16 protein-coding genes are annotated in these 14,219 nt (G+C 61.8%); 7 read left to right on the forward strand and 9 right to left on the reverse strand.

Features of this window, described 5'->3' with window-relative positions:
* Nucleotides 1-3: 3 nt before the first annotated feature.
* Together AC3A5O_RS06740 and AC3A5O_RS06745 are read left to right on the forward strand one after the other, a co-directional pair.
* Nucleotides 4-681, forward strand: coding sequence for a response regulator (locus AC3A5O_RS06740; RefSeq protein ID WP_014339772.1), 678 nt, complete (start codon nucleotides 4-6; stop codon nucleotides 679-681).
* Nucleotides 678-2,024, forward strand: a complete 1,347-nt coding sequence (locus tag AC3A5O_RS06745) for an ATP-binding protein (protein ID WP_122569249.1) — start codon at nucleotides 678-680, stop codon at nucleotides 2,022-2,024. Before AC3A5O_RS06740 ends, AC3A5O_RS06745 begins: the two co-directional genes overlap by 4 nt.
* Before the next feature lie 131 nt (nucleotides 2,025-2,155).
* On the opposite strand, the gene AC3A5O_RS06750 is transcribed toward AC3A5O_RS06745, so the two are convergent.
* Entirely contained in the window at nucleotides 2,156-3,154 is a 999-nt protein-coding gene (locus tag AC3A5O_RS06750; protein ID WP_460082271.1) for an AraC family transcriptional regulator, read from the reverse strand.
* A gap of 332 nt (nucleotides 3,155-3,486) precedes the next feature.
* Here AC3A5O_RS06750 and AC3A5O_RS06755 point away from each other — a divergent pair, with 332 nt between their 5' ends.
* The gene (locus AC3A5O_RS06755; protein ID WP_122569247.1) at nucleotides 3,487-4,839 is read left to right on the forward strand and encodes a dicarboxylate/amino acid:cation symporter; all 1,353 of its coding nucleotides are present in this window, start codon (nucleotides 3,487-3,489) and stop codon (nucleotides 4,837-4,839) included.
* A 327-nt stretch (nucleotides 4,840-5,166) separates the two neighbouring features.
* Nucleotides 5,167-6,348, forward strand: a complete 1,182-nt coding sequence (locus tag AC3A5O_RS06760; protein WP_487752983.1) for a CaiB/BaiF CoA transferase family protein — start codon at nucleotides 5,167-5,169, stop codon at nucleotides 6,346-6,348.
* A gap of 120 nt (nucleotides 6,349-6,468) precedes the next feature.
* Here AC3A5O_RS06760 and AC3A5O_RS06765 read toward each other — a convergent pair whose 3' ends face one another.
* On the reverse strand, nucleotides 6,469-6,963 hold the full coding sequence (locus AC3A5O_RS06765; protein WP_003204703.1) for a SprT family zinc-dependent metalloprotease: 495 nt from the start codon (nucleotides 6,961-6,963) through the stop codon (nucleotides 6,469-6,471).
* Nucleotides 6,964-7,111: 148 nt separating this feature from the next.
* On the reverse strand, nucleotides 7,112-7,714 hold the full coding sequence (locus tag AC3A5O_RS06770; protein ID WP_039591896.1) for a Yip1 family protein: 603 nt from the start codon (nucleotides 7,712-7,714) through the stop codon (nucleotides 7,112-7,114).
* A gap of 416 nt (nucleotides 7,715-8,130) precedes the next feature.
* Between AC3A5O_RS06770 and ttcA the strand changes: the two genes are divergently transcribed.
* Nucleotides 8,131-8,955 (forward strand): tRNA 2-thiocytidine(32) synthetase TtcA, encoded by an 825-nt coding sequence (gene ttcA / locus AC3A5O_RS06775; protein WP_003204698.1) that lies wholly within the window; start codon nucleotides 8,131-8,133, stop codon nucleotides 8,953-8,955.
* Nucleotides 8,956-9,097: 142 nt separating this feature from the next.
* Nucleotides 9,098-9,772, forward strand: coding sequence for a DNA-3-methyladenine glycosylase I (locus AC3A5O_RS06780; RefSeq protein ID WP_109753950.1), 675 nt, complete (start codon nucleotides 9,098-9,100; stop codon nucleotides 9,770-9,772).
* Nucleotides 9,773-9,871: 99 nt separating this feature from the next.
* On the opposite strand, the gene AC3A5O_RS06785 is transcribed toward AC3A5O_RS06780, so the two are convergent.
* From AC3A5O_RS06785 to arsC, 3 genes are read right to left on the reverse strand one after another with little or no spacing between them, the layout of a single operon-like run.
* Nucleotides 9,872-10,297 carry a DUF2069 domain-containing protein gene (locus AC3A5O_RS06785; protein WP_122569244.1) on the reverse strand — a complete coding sequence of 142 codons (426 nt, stop codon included), beginning with the start codon at nucleotides 10,295-10,297 and terminating at the stop codon, nucleotides 9,872-9,874.
* On the reverse strand, nucleotides 10,290-10,895 hold the full coding sequence (gene wrbA / locus AC3A5O_RS06790) for an NAD(P)H:quinone oxidoreductase (protein ID WP_122569243.1): 606 nt from the start codon (nucleotides 10,893-10,895) through the stop codon (nucleotides 10,290-10,292). The genes AC3A5O_RS06785 and wrbA overlap by 8 nt, the downstream gene beginning before the upstream one ends.
* Nucleotides 10,892-11,245: an arsenate reductase (glutaredoxin) gene (gene arsC / locus AC3A5O_RS06795; protein WP_487752984.1), complete on the reverse strand. Its 354-nt coding sequence runs from the start codon at nucleotides 11,243-11,245 to the stop codon at nucleotides 10,892-10,894. Before arsC ends, wrbA begins: the two co-directional genes overlap by 4 nt.
* 114 nt (nucleotides 11,246-11,359) lie before the next feature.
* Between arsC and AC3A5O_RS06800 the strand changes: the two genes are divergently transcribed.
* Nucleotides 11,360-11,827 (forward strand): TlpA family protein disulfide reductase, encoded by a 468-nt coding sequence (locus AC3A5O_RS06800; RefSeq protein ID WP_487752985.1) that lies wholly within the window; start codon nucleotides 11,360-11,362, stop codon nucleotides 11,825-11,827.
* Nucleotides 11,828-12,028: 201 nt separating this feature from the next.
* Here AC3A5O_RS06800 and AC3A5O_RS06805 read toward each other — a convergent pair whose 3' ends face one another.
* From AC3A5O_RS06805 to AC3A5O_RS06815, 3 genes are all read right to left on the reverse strand, one after another.
* Nucleotides 12,029-12,433, reverse strand: a complete 405-nt coding sequence (locus AC3A5O_RS06805) for an META domain-containing protein (RefSeq protein ID WP_060741057.1) — start codon at nucleotides 12,431-12,433, stop codon at nucleotides 12,029-12,031.
* Entirely contained in the window at nucleotides 12,433-12,867 is a 435-nt protein-coding gene (locus AC3A5O_RS06810; protein WP_122569240.1) for a hypothetical protein, read from the reverse strand. Before AC3A5O_RS06810 ends, AC3A5O_RS06805 begins: the two co-directional genes overlap by 1 nt.
* Nucleotides 12,868-13,076: 209 nt before the next feature.
* A complete protein-coding gene (locus AC3A5O_RS06815) occupies nucleotides 13,077-14,066 on the reverse strand; it encodes a 2-hydroxyacid dehydrogenase (protein ID WP_305468107.1) in 990 nt (329 codons plus the stop codon).
* Nucleotides 14,067-14,219: the final 153 nt, after the last annotated feature.

Raw genomic sequence — 14,219 nt, forward strand, 5'->3', positions numbered from 1 at the left:
TCCATGAAATTACTGGTCGTCGAAGACGAAGCGCTGTTGCGTCACCACCTGCAAACCCGTCTCACCGACAGCGGCCATGTGGTGCAGGCCGTGGCCAATGCCGAAGAGGCCTTGTACCAGGTCCGGGAATTCAACCACGACCTGGCGGTGATCGACCTGGGCCTGCCGGGTATCAGCGGGCTGGAGCTGATCCGCCGGCTGCGTTCCCAGGACAAGACGTTTCCGATCCTGATCCTGACCGCCCGCGGCAACTGGCAGGACAAGGTCGAAGGCCTGGCCGCCGGTGCCGACGACTACGTGGTCAAGCCGTTTCAGTTCGAAGAGTTGGAGGCCCGCTTGAACGCCTTGTTGCGCCGCTCCAGCGGCTTCACCCAATCGACCATCGTCGCCGGGCCGTTGCTGCTGGACCTCAACCGCAAGCAGGCGTCCCTTGACGAGGAGCCGTTGGCGTTGACGGCCTACGAATACCGCATCCTCGAATACCTGATGCGCCATCACCAGCAGGTGGTGGCCAAGGACCGCTTGATGGAGCAGCTTTACCCCGATGACGACGAGCGTGATCCCAATGTCATCGAAGTGCTGGTAGGGCGCCTGCGCCGTAAATTGGAGGCCCCGGCCGGCTTCAAGCCGATCGACACCGTGCGCGGCCTGGGTTACCTGTTCAACGAGCGCTGCCAGTGATTCGTTCGCTTCGGTTGCGGCTGATGCTGGCCGCGATGACCTTGGCGGTGCTGTTCATGTTGGCCTTGTTGCCGGCCATGCAAGGCGCGTTCAGCCTGGCGTTGCAGGAATCCATCGAGCAACGTCTGGCCTCGGACGTGACCACGCTGATTTCCGCCGCCCGGGTGGAAAACAACCGCTTGAAGATGCCGGCGCAGTTGCCCGATGAGCGCTTCAACCTCGCCGATGCCCGCTTGCTGGGCTACATCTATGATCGTGAGGGGCGGTTGGTCTGGCGGTCGAAGGCTACCCAGGAAGAAAACATCAACTACACGCCGCGCTATGACGGCCAGGGCAACCAGTTCGCCCGCATTCGCGAGAACAATGGCCAGGAGTTTTTTGTCTACGACGTCGAGATCAAGCTGCTCGGCGGCCAGAGTGCGGCGTTCAGCATCGTCACCCTGCAACCGGTGCGCGACTACGAAGTGACCTTGCAGGGACTGCGGGACAATCTCTACCTGGGCTTTGGCGCGGCCCTGGCGGTGTTGCTGGCGCTGTTGTGGATCGGCCTGACCTGGGGCCTGCGGGCGTTGCGGCGCCTGAGCCAGGAGCTGGACGAAATCGAAAGTGGGACCCGGGAAAGCCTCAGTACCGAGCACCCTCGGGAACTGTTGCGCCTGACCGGTTCCCTCAACCGCTTGCTCCACAGCGAACGGGAGCAGCGCAGCCGTTATCGCGACTCCCTCGATGACCTGGCCCACAGCTTGAAAACCCCGCTGGCGGTGTTGCAGGGCGTCAGCGAAGACATGGCCCGGCGCCCCGAGGACCGTGGCCAGGCCTGGGTGCTGCAAACCCAGATCGAGCGCATGAGCCAGCAGATCGGCTACCAGTTGCAGCGCGCCAGCCTGCGCAAGAGCGGGCTGGTGCGCCATCAGGTGCGCTTGCGCCCGGTGCTGCAAAGCCTGTGCGACACCTTGGACAAGGTCTATCGCGACAAACGGGTCAATGTGAGTTTCGATCTCCCGGAGCACTGCCAGGTGCCGATCGAGCAGGGCGCCTTGCTGGAAATGCTCGGCAACCTGCTGGAGAACGCCTATCGGCTGTGCCTGGGCGAGGTGCGCGTCAGCGTGCACCAGACCCTCGGCGGTACGGAGTTGAATGTCGAGGACGACGGGCCGGGTGTGCCGCCGGATCAACGTGCGCGGATCCTCCAACGGGGCGAACGGCTGGACCGCCAGCATCCGGGGCAGGGCATTGGCCTGGCGGTGGTCAAGGACATCATCGAAAGCTACGGCGCCCGCTTGACCCTGGGGGATTCAGAGCTGGGCGGGGCGGCGTTCCGGATTCATTTTCCGGTGGTTTGACTGGATTGCTGGGGTCGCCGCTGGCCTCATCGCGAGCAAGCTCGCTCCCACACTGGATTTTCGGCGCTCACAAATCCCCTGTGGGAGCGAGCTTGCTCGCGATGAGGCCAGTCAGCACACCACAAAAACAGTCAGTTCTCCATCGCCCGATAAGCCCCCGGCGTCAGCCCCGTCCACTTCTTGAACGCCCGGTGAAACGCCGACGGTTCGGAGAACCCCAACTGCTCGGCGATCTGCTGCAACGACAGCTCCGCACGCCCCAGATGGTAGATGGCGATATCCCGCCGCAGTTGATCCTTGAGTTCCTGGAAGCTGGTACCTTCTTCCCGCAGATGCCGGCGCAAGGTCTGCGGGCTGATGTGCAAATGAGCGGCGACGGTGTCCAGGTCGGGCCAGCGCGCCGTGTCACGGCTGAGCAGGCGGCGCAGTTGGCTGCTCAGGCTGTGGCCATCGTCCGGGCGTGACAAGAGGTCGGCGGGGGAGTGTTCGAGGAAATGCTTGAGGGTGCGTTCGTCCTGCAACAGCGGCATGTCCAGGTAGCGGCTGTGGAACAACAGGCTGCTGCCGGGCGTGTCGAACACCAGCGGGTAGGGGAACAATAAGTCGTATTCGGCCCCGTGGGCGGGCTTGGCGTAGCCGAAAGTCACCTGTTCCAGGCCGATCCGCTGGCCGATCAGCCAACTGGCGAGGCGATGCCAGACCACCAGCAGGCTTTCAGTCAGGAAGTGATCGGGGTCCCACAGCGTCGAGTCGTCCAGCACCAGCCGCACCCGTTCGCCTTCGGTTTCCAGCGTCAGGCGCGGGGCGTCGGGGAACAGGCTGTAGAACAGCAAGCCGCGCTGAAGGGCCTTGCCCAGGGTCCGACAGTGGATCAACGCGTGACACATCATGGCAAACGTCCCGGGTTTACTCGCCGCCCGGCCGAATCCCAGGTATTCGTCCTCCATTCCCAACCACAGGGCTTGCAATAGGCGGGCGAACTGCTCCGGCGCAATTCGCGCACGCGGCTCATCCAAAAGCTCGGGGCTGATGCCCAGCTGTTGCAGCAAGGGAAAGTAGTCGAAGTCTTGCCGACGCGCACCGCCCAAGGCGGCACGGGCGAAGTGGCTGGCAATCGTGCGTTGGCGCATGGCAGAAATCCGTCCGTTAAGCGGGCGATGGTAGCAGGGGGACGAGGTGGAACAAGGCGGAAATCCGCCAAATCCCGGAGCGGTAAACAACCTGCGGGCGGAAATCCGCCACTCTTCACCTTCCTGTTTAATCCCTGATGAATCCGCGAACCCTTCTGTAATCACGGCTGTAGGGCTTTTCAAAAAAATGGCACGGGCCTTGCGATACAGCTTGCAGGTCTGCCGCGTGCAGCCGAAAAAAACAAATCCCTCCAGTGCAGGAGGGTTCGCAATTGAGGTGCCGTGGACGACAGGTGGAAGTCGTCATGCGGGACTCTTGAGGAAGGTTTGCCATGACGACTCGTCAGCCACTGTACAAATCCCTGTATTTCCAGGTGATCGTAGCCATTGCCATCGGTATTTTGCTCGGCCACTTCTACCCGCAGACCGGTGTTGCCCTCAAGCCATTCGGCGACGGGTTCATCAAGTTGATCAAAATGGTCATCGCCCCCATCATCTTCTGTACCGTCGTCAGTGGTATCGGCGGCATGCAGAACATGAAATCGGTGGGCAAGACTGGCGGCTACGCGCTGCTGTACTTCGAAATCGTTTCCACCATTGCCCTGCTGATCGGCCTGGTCGTGGTCAACGTCGTGCAACCGGGCGCCGGCATGCACATCGACGTGTCGACCCTGGACACCAGCAAGATCGCCGGTTTCATCTCGGCCAGTAAAGACCAGAGCATCATCGCCTTCGTTCTCAACGTGATCCCGAACACCATCGTGGGGGCGTTCGCCAACGGCGACATCCTGCAAGTGCTGATGTTCTCGGTGCTCTTCGGTTTCGCCCTGCATCGCCTGGGTGCCTACGGCAAGCCGGTGCTGGACTTCATCGATCGCTTCGCCCACGTGATGTTCATCATCATCAACATGATCATGAAGCTGGCGCCTATCGGTGCGTTCGGTGCCATGGCCTTCACCATCGGCGCCTACGGTGTTGGTTCGCTGGTGCAACTGGGCCAGTTGATGATCTGCTTCTACATCACTTGCGTGGTGTTCGTGCTGGTGGTCCTGGGCGCCATCTGCCGCGCCCACGGCTTCAGCGTCGTCAAGCTGATCCGCTACATCCGTGAAGAACTGCTGATCGTGCTGGGTACTTCCTCTTCGGAATCGGCCCTGCCTCGCATGCTGATCAAGATGGAACGCCTGGGTGCCAAGAAGTCGGTCGTAGGCCTGGTCATCCCGACTGGCTACTCGTTCAACCTCGACGGTACTTCGATCTACCTGACCATGGCTGCGGTGTTCATTGCCCAGGCCACCGACACCCCAATGGACCTGACTCACCAGATCACCCTGCTGCTGGTGCTGCTGCTGTCGTCCAAAGGTGCGGCTGGCGTGACCGGTAGCGGCTTCATCGTACTGGCGGCCACCCTGTCGGCCGTGGGCACCTTGCCGGTAGCCGGCCTGGCACTGATCCTGGGTATCGACCGCTTCATGTCCGAAGCTCGCGCCCTGACCAACCTGGTGGGCAACGCCGTCGCCACGATCGTGGTTGCCAAGTGGGTCAAGGAGCTGGACGAAGACCAGTTGCAGACTGAGTTGGCTTCCGGTGGTCGTGGTATCTCCGATGTCCGTGAAGACGACGAGCAGATCGCGGCGGCGCAGATTGCAGCGGCTGAAACCTCTGCTCCAGGCGCTGTGAGGTAATCTTCAGGCTGCAATAAAAAACCCGCTTCGGCGGGTTTTTTATTGCGCCTCGTTTTTCAGGCGAGAGTGTTTTTGTGGTGAGAGCGCTTTTGTGGCGAGGGGATTTATCCCCGCAGGGCTACGCAGTAGCCCCCTGCGTCTGATCCGACACACTAGGTGGCAGATGAATCCTGGGGCCGCTTCGCAGCCCAGCGGGGATAAATCCCCTCGCCACAAAGAAATCCGTACCTGCCTTGAGCGCAATGGTCATCCCTTGTGACACCTGCGGTAATTGCCCCACCGCCAACCCCTGCCTAGTCTTTCACCATCACCCCTCGGAGATCGCCCATGCAAGGCCCACTGGCATCGCTCAAGGTTCTGGACTTCTCGACCCTGCTGCCTGGTCCGTTCGCCTCGCTGTTGCTGGCGGACATGGGGGCCGAGGTGTTGCGCATCGAGTCGCCGACTCGCCAGGACTTGCTGCGGGTGCTGCCGCCCCATGACCAGGGTGTATCGGCCAGCCATGCCTATCTCAACCGCAACAAGCGCAGCCTGGCCCTGGACCTCAAGCAGCCGGAAGCGTTGGAGGTGATCACGCAATTGCTGGGGGACTACGACATCCTGCTGGAACAGTTCCGCCCCGGCGTGATGGAGCGGCTCGGCCTGGGATACGAAGCCTTGAAAGCCATCAATCCGCGGCTGATCTACGTGTCGATCACCGGCTACGGCCAGACCGGGCCCTATAAGGACCGCGCCGGTCACGACATCAACTACCTGGCCCTGGCGGGGCTGGCCAGCCACACCGGTCGTGCCGGCAGCGGGCCGTTGCCGCTGGGCATCCAGGTGGCGGACATCGCCGGTGGTTCGTTGCACGGGGTGATCGGGCTGTTGGCAGCGGTCATCGCCCGTCAGCAGACCGGCCAGGGGCAGCACCTGGACGTGAGCATGACTGACTGCGTATTCAGCCTCAACGCTATGGCCGGTGCCGGTTATCTGGCCTGTGGTGTGGAACCGGGGTGGGAAAACCAGATGCTCAACGGCGGCAGCTTCTACGACTATTACCGCACCCGCGATGGTCGCTGGATGTCGGTGGGCAGCCTGGAACCTTCCTTCATGCAGGCGCTGTGCGAGGCCTTGGGGCGGCCGGAACTGGCGGCACAAGGGTTGTCGCCCAAGCCTGAGCAACAACAGGCCCTGAAGCAGGCGTTGCAAACCGAGTTCGAGAAGCATGATTTTGCCGAGCTGTGCAGCTTGTTTGCGGGGATCGATGCCTGCGTCGAGCCGGTGCTGAGCCTCGAGGAAGCTGTGCAGCATCCGCAGTTGCAGGCTCGGGAGCTGGTGACACGGGTGCCCCGAGGGGATGGTTCGAACCAGGCGCAGATGGCCTGTCCATTGAAGTTTTCCGAAGGATTGCCCGAGCCTCGGCATATTGGTGCGGGGCTGGGGGCACATACGGATCAGGTGTTGGGGGAATTGGGGATCAGCGTGGAGCGGATCGAAGCGTTGCGTAAGCGTGGGGTGGTTTTGTAGCGCCTGTCAGGCCGTCATCGCGAGCAAGCTCGCTCCCCCAGGGGGGGTGTGAACACCGCAGACCCAATGTGGGAGCGAGCTTGCTCGCGATGAGGCCAGTCCAAACACTACAAAGAATGGCTACTCGACCCTGGTCTCCCCACTGAACACCAAGGTATTGCGACAGCTACGGCACAAATACCGTCGCCCCTGGCGCACCAGGCTGTGGCGCTGGGCCGAGAACGGGAAGTCGCTGCCGTCGCAAGGGCACTTGTAGATGTAGCGGGTCACGCTGCGGCGTTTGATTTCGTAGGTGTGGCAACGGTTGGGCGGCAGTTCGTACACCCCACGCATGATCAGTTGCCATTCTTCGCCATGGGGCTGGATACGTTCGCCAAACAGTTGGTGGGCGATCAGGTGCGCGACTTCGTGGGCGACGGTCTGCTTGAGGAAGTCTTCGGCGTTTTCCCGGTACAACTGTGGGTTGAAGCGCAGCAGATTTTCATGCAGGTGCGCGACACCGGCCTTCTGGCCGCGCAATTTGAAGCTGACCACAGGGCGTTTGAAAGGACGTTTGAAAAAGGATTCAGCTTGTTGGTAACACTCTTCGACGCGGGTATTGAGTTGCTCGAGCATGCTTTACGGGTCTCCAGAAGCCCGAGTATGCCGCAAGCGTCGGCCGTTGCGAATCGTCCAGGCGCCCAGTGGTCGTTTCAAACACAGGAAGGCCGCCTTGCGGCGGCCTGTGTCGGCAGATCCTGTTTTTTTATTGGCGGGCACTACTTCAATTGGTATAGACCGGGCCGACGCCCAGCCCCCAGACGATCACCGTGAACGCCATGATGGCCACCAGCACCACCAGGCCGACGGCGAGCACCGAACTGGAAAACAGAAAGCCTTCGTCCTGGGGAATGTTCATGAACGTTGGCAGCCCTACATACAGCAGGTAGACGGTGTAGCAGATTGCCGCCGTGCCGACGATCATCCCCAGCCACATGTGCGGGTAGAGCGCCGCCAGGCCGCCGATGAACAAAGGTGTCGCGGTGTAGGTGGCGAACGCGACGCAACGGGCCAGGCTCGGGTTGGCGTCGTAGGTGCGAGCCATCCAGTGGATGAAGGCGCCCATGACCGCCACGCCGCCCAACATGGCCAGGTACGACATGATGGTCATCCACAGCGCGCTTTCCTGCGTGAGCATGACCGGTGGACGATTGCCGATGACCCATCCCACCTGCGTGGTGCCGATGAACGCCGAAACCGCGGGAATGGCCGCCAGGATCAGCGTGTGGGTGAGGTACATGTGGCTGATGCTTTCCTCCTGATCGCCACGGATTTCTTTCCATTCTTGATCAGGGTGGGTAAAGAGCCCCACGACATGATGGATCATAGTCAGTCACTCCTTTGTTATTGCCATCGCCCCCCAACGGAGCGCCTACGGGCCAAAACGGCCAAGTAAGTGAAGGTCTGGATAATGTGTGCGACCTTATGTCGCAGTATAGAAAGGAGTTACCCCGAGGGGGATGGGGGGCTTAGAGCAAATCGCGCTGTAGGCAAGGGTGTTAATCGCCGATGGGTCTGTACATAACTGTTGGCAACGAAATTCACTTTGTGGCGAGGCGATTGTGGGAGCAAGGCTTGCCCGCGATGGAAGCGATGCGGTCTTTCAGAAACCGAGGCATCTGCTTCGCGAGCAAGCTTTGCTCCCACAATCTTGACCACAACAGTGGTGCATCAACCCTTCGCCGACGGCGGGTTTTTTGCGTAAAATGCCGGCCTTTCGTCACACCTCACGGATTTCGCGTCATGGGCACTCTTACGGTCAACCAGAACAAACTGCAAAAGCGCCTGCGCCGCCAGGCCGGTGAGGCGGTCGCCGATTTCAACATGATCGAGGACGGCGACAAGGTCATGGTCTGCCTGTCCGGCGGCAAGGACAGCTACACCTTGCTCGATGTGCTGATGCATTTGCAGAAGGTTGCGCCGATCAAGTTCGACATCGTCGCGGTGAACATGGACCAGAAGCAACCCGGGTTTCCCGAGCATGTGCTGCCGGCCTACCTTGAGTCGCTGGGCGTGGAATATCACATCGTCGAGAAAGACACCTATTCGGTGGTCAAGGAACTGATTCCCGAAGGCAAGACCACCTGTTCGCTGTGCTCACGCCTGCGGCGCGGCACGCTCTACACCTTCGCCGACGAGATCGGTGCGACCAAGATGGCCCTGGGTCACCACCGCGACGACATCGTCGAGACCTTCTTCCTGAACATGTTCTACAACGGCTCGCTCAAGGCCATGCCGCCCAAGCTGCGGGCCGATGACGGGCGCAACGTGGTGATCCGCCCGCTGGCTTATTGCAGCGAGAAAGACATCCAGGCCTACTCGGATTTCAAGCAGTTCCCGATCATCCCCTGCAACCTGTGCGGCTCCCAGGAAAACCTGCAACGCCAGGTGGTCAAGGAGATGCTCCAGGAGTGGGAACGCAAGACCCCGGGCCGTACCGAGAGCATTTTCCGCGGCTTGCAGAACGTCATTCCGTCGCAACTGGCGGACCGCAACCTGTTCGACTTCACCAATCTGCGCATCGACGAAAACGCCACCCCGCGGTTCGTCAATGTGGTGAACCTCTGACGAGGGCAAAGGCTCCTATTCACGGCGCGGTGGCCTGTGTGGCCTGTTCGTTAGTTCAACTTCTGGCCCCCGAAGTTGACTAACAGAACGGGCCATACAGGCCACTTAGGGCGCCGTTTTCATTTTTAAACCTGGAGAGGGCATGCGCGATTACAAGTGGCTGCACGAGTATTGTCTGAACCGCTTCGGTTCGGCGGCTGAACTGGAAGCCCACCTGCCGGTGCCCAAGACCCCGGCGCAACTGCGCAAGATCAGCGACGATCGCTACCTCTCGACCATGGCGCTGCGGGTGTTCCGCGCCGGGCTCAAGCACAGCCTCGTGGACGCCAAGTGGCCAGCCTTCGAAGAGGTGTTCTTCAAGTTCGACCCGGAGAAAGTCGTGCTGATGAGCGCCGAGCACCTGGAGCGGTTGATGCAGGACGCGCGGATCATCCGCCACCTGGGCAAGCTCAAGAGCGTGCCGCGCAACGCGCAGTTGATATTGGACGTGGCCCACGAAAAGGGCAGCTTCGGCGCGCTGGTCGCCGACTGGCCGGTGACCGACATCGTCGGCCTGTGGACCTACCTGAAAAAGCACGGCCATCAACTGGGCGGCCTGTCGGCGCCGCGCTTCTTGCGGATGATGGGCAAGGACACCTTTGTGCCCAGTTATGACGTGGTGGCCGCGCTCAATGCCCAGGACATCATCGACAAAGTCCCCACCAGCTTGCGGGACCTGGCGACGGTGCAGAATGCCTTTAACCAGTGGCATGAAGAGAGTGGTGGGCGGCCGATGTCGCAGATTTCGATGATGCTGGCTTACACCGTCAATCATTGAGACCGAGTTGCGGCTATCGCGAGCAAGCTCGCTCCCACAGGGGATTTACGGTGTTCACAAATCTAGTGTGGGAGCGAGCTTGCTCGCGATAGCGGTCTATTAGGCGACGGAGATCTCGCCTTCGCCAGCCAACCGCCGGTTCAACTGAAACCGCCAACGCACATACAGCAGGGCCGAGCAGAACACCGCCACGCTCGCTGCCATTTCCAGCACGCCGAACAGCTGCCGGTTAGGGTCATAGGCCGCCAGCGCGCCCTTGATGAAATACAAATTCACCACGAAGCACATCCACGAGTGTCCACGGGCGCTGCCGCTGAGCATGCCGGGCGCGAGTATCAGCAGCGGCACCAGCTCGATCAGCAGAATCACCCAAGGGCGCGCGCCATGCAGGTCGGCGATCAGCAGGTAGTAGGCGCTGAGCAACCCCACCAGGCCGAAAAAGCACAGCAGGCTGAGGACGCGGGCGATGCGTACGCGCGGTTCCAGCCATTGGATGGGAGGCAGGATCTTCGGCTTCTTAGCCACGGCCGTTCTCCAGCAGCAGGGCGGTTTTCGCCAGGCGCGAGCCCAAGGCGCGGCACAGGGCGACCTCATGTTCGTTCAGGCCGCTTTTACCGTCGGCCCCGGCATGATGGCTCGGGCCATAGGGCGTACCGCCGCCCAGGGTGTCGATAAGGGCCGATTCGCTGTAGGGCAGGCCGGTGATCAGCATGCCGTGGTGCAACAGCGGCAGCATCATCGACAGCAGGGTGGTTTCCTGGCCGCCGTGCAGGCTCGCGGTGGAGGTGAATACCCCGGCCGGTTTACCCACCAGCGCGCCGGTCAGCCACAGGTTGCTGGTGCCGTCGAGAAAGTACTTGAGCGGCGCGGCCATGTTGCCGAACCGGGTCGGGCTGCCCAAGGCCAGGCCGGCGCAGTTTTTCAGGTCATCGAGGCTGGCGTACAACGGCCCTTGCTCAGGAATGTCCGGGGACACCGCTTCGCACTCGGCGGAAATCGCCGGCACCGTACGCAGCCTGGCTTCCAGCCCGGCCTGTTCGACACCACGGGCGATCTGCCGGGCCATTTCGTTGGTGGAGCCGCTGCGGCTGTAATACAGCACCAGGATGTATGGCGTGCTCACGGCAGGATCTCCAGGATCTTCTCCGGCGGACGACCGATCATGGCCTTTTCACCGGTTTCCAGAATCGGCCGCTCCATGAGTTTCGGGTGCGCGGCGATGGCTGCGATCAACTGGGCCTGGCTCAGGCTTTCGTCGGCCAGGTTCAAGTCTTTGTATTCGTCCTCGCCGGTGCGCAGCAGCTGCCGGGCGCTGATACCGAGCTTGCCCAGCAGGCGTTCCAATTGCGTGGCGTCGAGCGGGGTTTCCAGGTAGCGGACCACGGTGGGCGTCAGGCCGCGGGCCTCCAACAGTTCCAGCGCACCGCGGGATTTCGAGCAGCGCGGGTTGTGATAAAGCGTCAGATCGGTCATGAGCGGGTCGCATCTTGCGTAAGGTGGCGGCTATTCTACTGTGCCGCGAAGACCCTAGCACCTTAGAGAGGCGACGGGTCGCAGCGGCGTTCACATTCAGACAAGGATTGGCACATGACAAGGCGATTGATGGCGGCACTGACATTCATGGGCATCCTGTTGCTCGCCGGTTGCGGAAACGACTACGGGGTGGACCAGAACGGTCAGGCCATCGCTTCGCAGCGGCTGGACAAACAATGGCTGGTGCTCAACTACTGGGCGGAATGGTGCGCGCCGTGCCGCACCGAAATCCCGGAATTCAATGCCTTGGTCGAACAGCTCAAGGGGCGCAACGTCGGCGTGTTCGGGGTCAACTTCGACCAGGTGCAGGGCGAAGAGCTCAAGAGTGCCAGCGACAAGATGGGGATTCGCTTCACGGTATTGGCGAGGGATCCGGCCGAGATCTTCGACCTGCCGCGCAGCGAAGGGCTGCCGGTGACTTACATCATCGACAACCAGGGCAAGGTGCGCGAACAGTTGCTGGGGGAGCAGACGGCGGCGGGGGTGATGGCCAGGCTTGAGGCGTTGCAAGCGCTTAAATAGCAGATGGTGGCGAGGGAGCAGGCCTCCCCTATTGGAGCGGACACTTTGTGGCGAGGGGATTTATCCCCGCTGGGGCGCGAAGCGGCCCCAAGATCTATTTGCCACTGCGGTGTGTCAGACGGAGCGCAGGGGGGCTGCTACGCAGCCCAGCGGGGATAAATCCCCTCGCCACAGGGGGCTTTGGCACACTCGGGAATAGCCTCAGCCCTCTTCCAGCCACCACCGCAGCGGCTTGCCCTGGGCCGGCCAGAAGCGCATCTGTTCGATGGGCGAGATGTCCCAGCGTTCGACCTTTTCCAGTGCCTGCAAGAAGCGCGTCTCCTGCTCCATCAACGCCGGGGCGCAGAGCTTGCGGGTGCTGCCGATCTTGCCGAAGCTCAAGCGATGGCCTTCCAAGGTGTAGGGCGCGAACCAGTGGTTGCAGCCGCCGTTGCCATAGGCCCGGCCGTCATCCCCAAGGGTGATGGTCAGGTGGCTGTAGTCCATCAAGGGCCGTTCGCCGATCCATTCCAGGATATAGCTGCGGTTGTGTTGCAACTGCACAGGTTCAGCGGCACACCCCATCAGGCTCATGCCGATCGACGCGGACAGGGCCAAACGTTTCATCAGGCGGCTTCCTGGCAGGTCGGGCACAGGTGTTTTTCACCCACGGTGGTCCAGCCCAGTTCGGCGATTCGTGCGGTGGCGGCCGTTTTCTCGGCCTTGACGCCGAGCTTGGCATCGACGGCGAATTCGAAGCTCAGCGTCTTGGCGCAGCCGTCGCAGTTGACCTGCCAAGTGTGGATCGCCAGTTCGCCGAACACCGGACCGGTGGTCATGGCCGTCCATTGGCCCATGGGCTTGAGCAGGTGCCGCACGGTGTCCACGGTCAGGCGCATGGACAAGTCCTTGCTGCCCTTGAGCGTGACGAGCAATACATCGTTGGCCTGGATCGAACCGCCATTGCCGGTGACCTGGTAGCGGCCCGGCGCCAGGGCACGGACTTCGGTCAAGGTGTGCTGCGGGTTCATCAGGGTGTAGCGGAAATCGTGTTCGGCCATGGGTCCTCCAAATAGGCGCGACATGCTAGCACGGGGCATGGCTGGGGATGGTCTCGATGGTGGAGATCTGGAGATCAGGCCGACGAAACTCCATCCCCTGTGGGAGCGAGCTTGCTCGCGATGGCAGTGTGTCAGTCAACATTGAGGCCGGCTAATGCACCGCTATCGCGAGCAAGCTCGCTCCCACAGGGGGTGTGCTAGCTCAAGGTTTAGCTGTCTACCAGGTTCTGTGGCGTGCCAGCCGCCCAGGCGGCGATGTTGTCCAGGGTGGTCATGGCAATGGCGGCCAACGCTTCATGGGTCAGGAACGCCTGGTGGGCGGTGACGATCACGTTGGGAAAGGTCAGCAGCCGTGCCAACACGTCATCCTGCAGGGGCAGGTCGGAGCGGTCCTTGAAAAACAACTGGGCTTCTTCCTCATACACATCCAGGCCCAGGTAGCCCAACTGGCCGCTTTTCAAGGCTTCGATCAGGGCCGGTGTGTCCACCAGGCCGCCACGCCCGGTATTGATCAGCATGGCGCCGCGTTGCATCGCGGCCAGGGTTTGGGCGTTGATCAGATGGCGGCTCTGTTCGTTCAGCGGGCAATGCAGGCTGATGATTTGCGCCTGCGCGAGCAGATCGACCAAGGGCAAGTAGCGGGCGCCCAAAGCTTCGACCTTTGGGTTGGGGTAGGGGTCGTAGGCCAGCAGCTGACAGCCGAAGCCGGCCATGATCCGCGCGAACGTGGCGCCGATCTGCCCGGTGCCGATCACGCCGACGGTCTTGCCCACCAGGTCGAACCCGGTCAACCCATGGAGGCTGAAATTGCCGTCCCGGGTGCGGTTGTAGGCACGGTGCAGGCAGCGATTGAGGGCCATGATCAACGCCACGGCATGTTCGGCCACGGCATGGGGCGAGTAGGCCGGGACTCGGACGATGCTCAAGCCAAGGCGCTTGGCGGCGAGCAGGTCGACATGGTTGTAGCCGGCCGAGCGCAGGGCGATCAGCCGCGTACCGCCTGCGGCCAACCGCTCCAGCACCGGGGCGCTGAGGTCGTCGTTGATGAAGGCGCACACCCCTTCATGCCGTTCGGCCAGGGCCACGGTGTCCAGGTTCAGGCGGGCGGGCTGGAAGTGCAATTGAAGGCCCGCGGGCGTCGGGGCCTGGGTGAAACTGTCGCGGTCGTAGGTCTGGCTGCTGAAAAAAATCACGCGCATGGCGGCCTCCTGGCAAAAAACAAACCCGTAGGAGCTGTCGAGCGAAGCGAGGCTGCGATCTTTCGCTTGCGATTCAATCGCCAGGGGTAAGATCGCAGCCTCGTTGCACTCGTCAGCTCCTACAGTCCGGGGTAGGAGCATGGATTTTCAGCG

This window comes from Pseudomonas sp. Soil_N_39 (assembly GCF_057655955.1).

Bases quoted from the DNA above. Each gene is read 5' to 3' on its own strand.
- AC3A5O_RS06765 (WP_003204703.1), bottom strand. From the start codon at position 6,963: ATGCTCGAGCAACTCAATACCCGCGTCGAAGAGTGTTACCAACAAGCT.
- AC3A5O_RS06760 (WP_487752983.1), top strand. From the start codon at position 5,167: ATGCAAGGCCCACTGGCATCGCTCAAGGTTCTGGACTTCTCGACCCTG.
- AC3A5O_RS06755 (WP_122569247.1), top strand. From the start codon at position 3,487: ATGACGACTCGTCAGCCACTGTACAAATCCCTGTATTTCCAGGTGATC.
- ttcA (WP_003204698.1), top strand. From the start codon at position 8,131: ATGGGCACTCTTACGGTCAACCAGAACAAACTGCAAAAGCGCCTGCGC.
- AC3A5O_RS06740 (WP_014339772.1), top strand. From the start codon at position 4: ATGAAATTACTGGTCGTCGAAGACGAAGCGCTGTTGCGTCACCACCTG.
- arsC (WP_487752984.1), bottom strand. From the start codon at position 11,245: ATGACCGATCTGACGCTTTATCACAACCCGCGCTGCTCGAAATCCCGC.
- AC3A5O_RS06750 (WP_460082271.1), bottom strand. From the start codon at position 3,154: ATGCGCCAACGCACGATTGCCAGCCACTTCGCCCGTGCCGCCTTGGGC.
- AC3A5O_RS06780 (WP_109753950.1), top strand. From the start codon at position 9,098: ATGCGCGATTACAAGTGGCTGCACGAGTATTGTCTGAACCGCTTCGGT.
- AC3A5O_RS06815 (WP_305468107.1), bottom strand. From the start codon at position 14,066: ATGCGCGTGATTTTTTTCAGCAGCCAGACCTACGACCGCGACAGTTTC.
- AC3A5O_RS06810 (WP_122569240.1), bottom strand. From the start codon at position 12,867: ATGGCCGAACACGATTTCCGCTACACCCTGATGAACCCGCAGCACACC.
- AC3A5O_RS06770 (WP_039591896.1), bottom strand. From the start codon at position 7,714: ATGATCCATCATGTCGTGGGGCTCTTTACCCACCCTGATCAAGAATGG.
- AC3A5O_RS06800 (WP_487752985.1), top strand. From the start codon at position 11,360: ATGACAAGGCGATTGATGGCGGCACTGACATTCATGGGCATCCTGTTG.
- AC3A5O_RS06805 (WP_060741057.1), bottom strand. From the start codon at position 12,433: ATGAAACGTTTGGCCCTGTCCGCGTCGATCGGCATGAGCCTGATGGGG.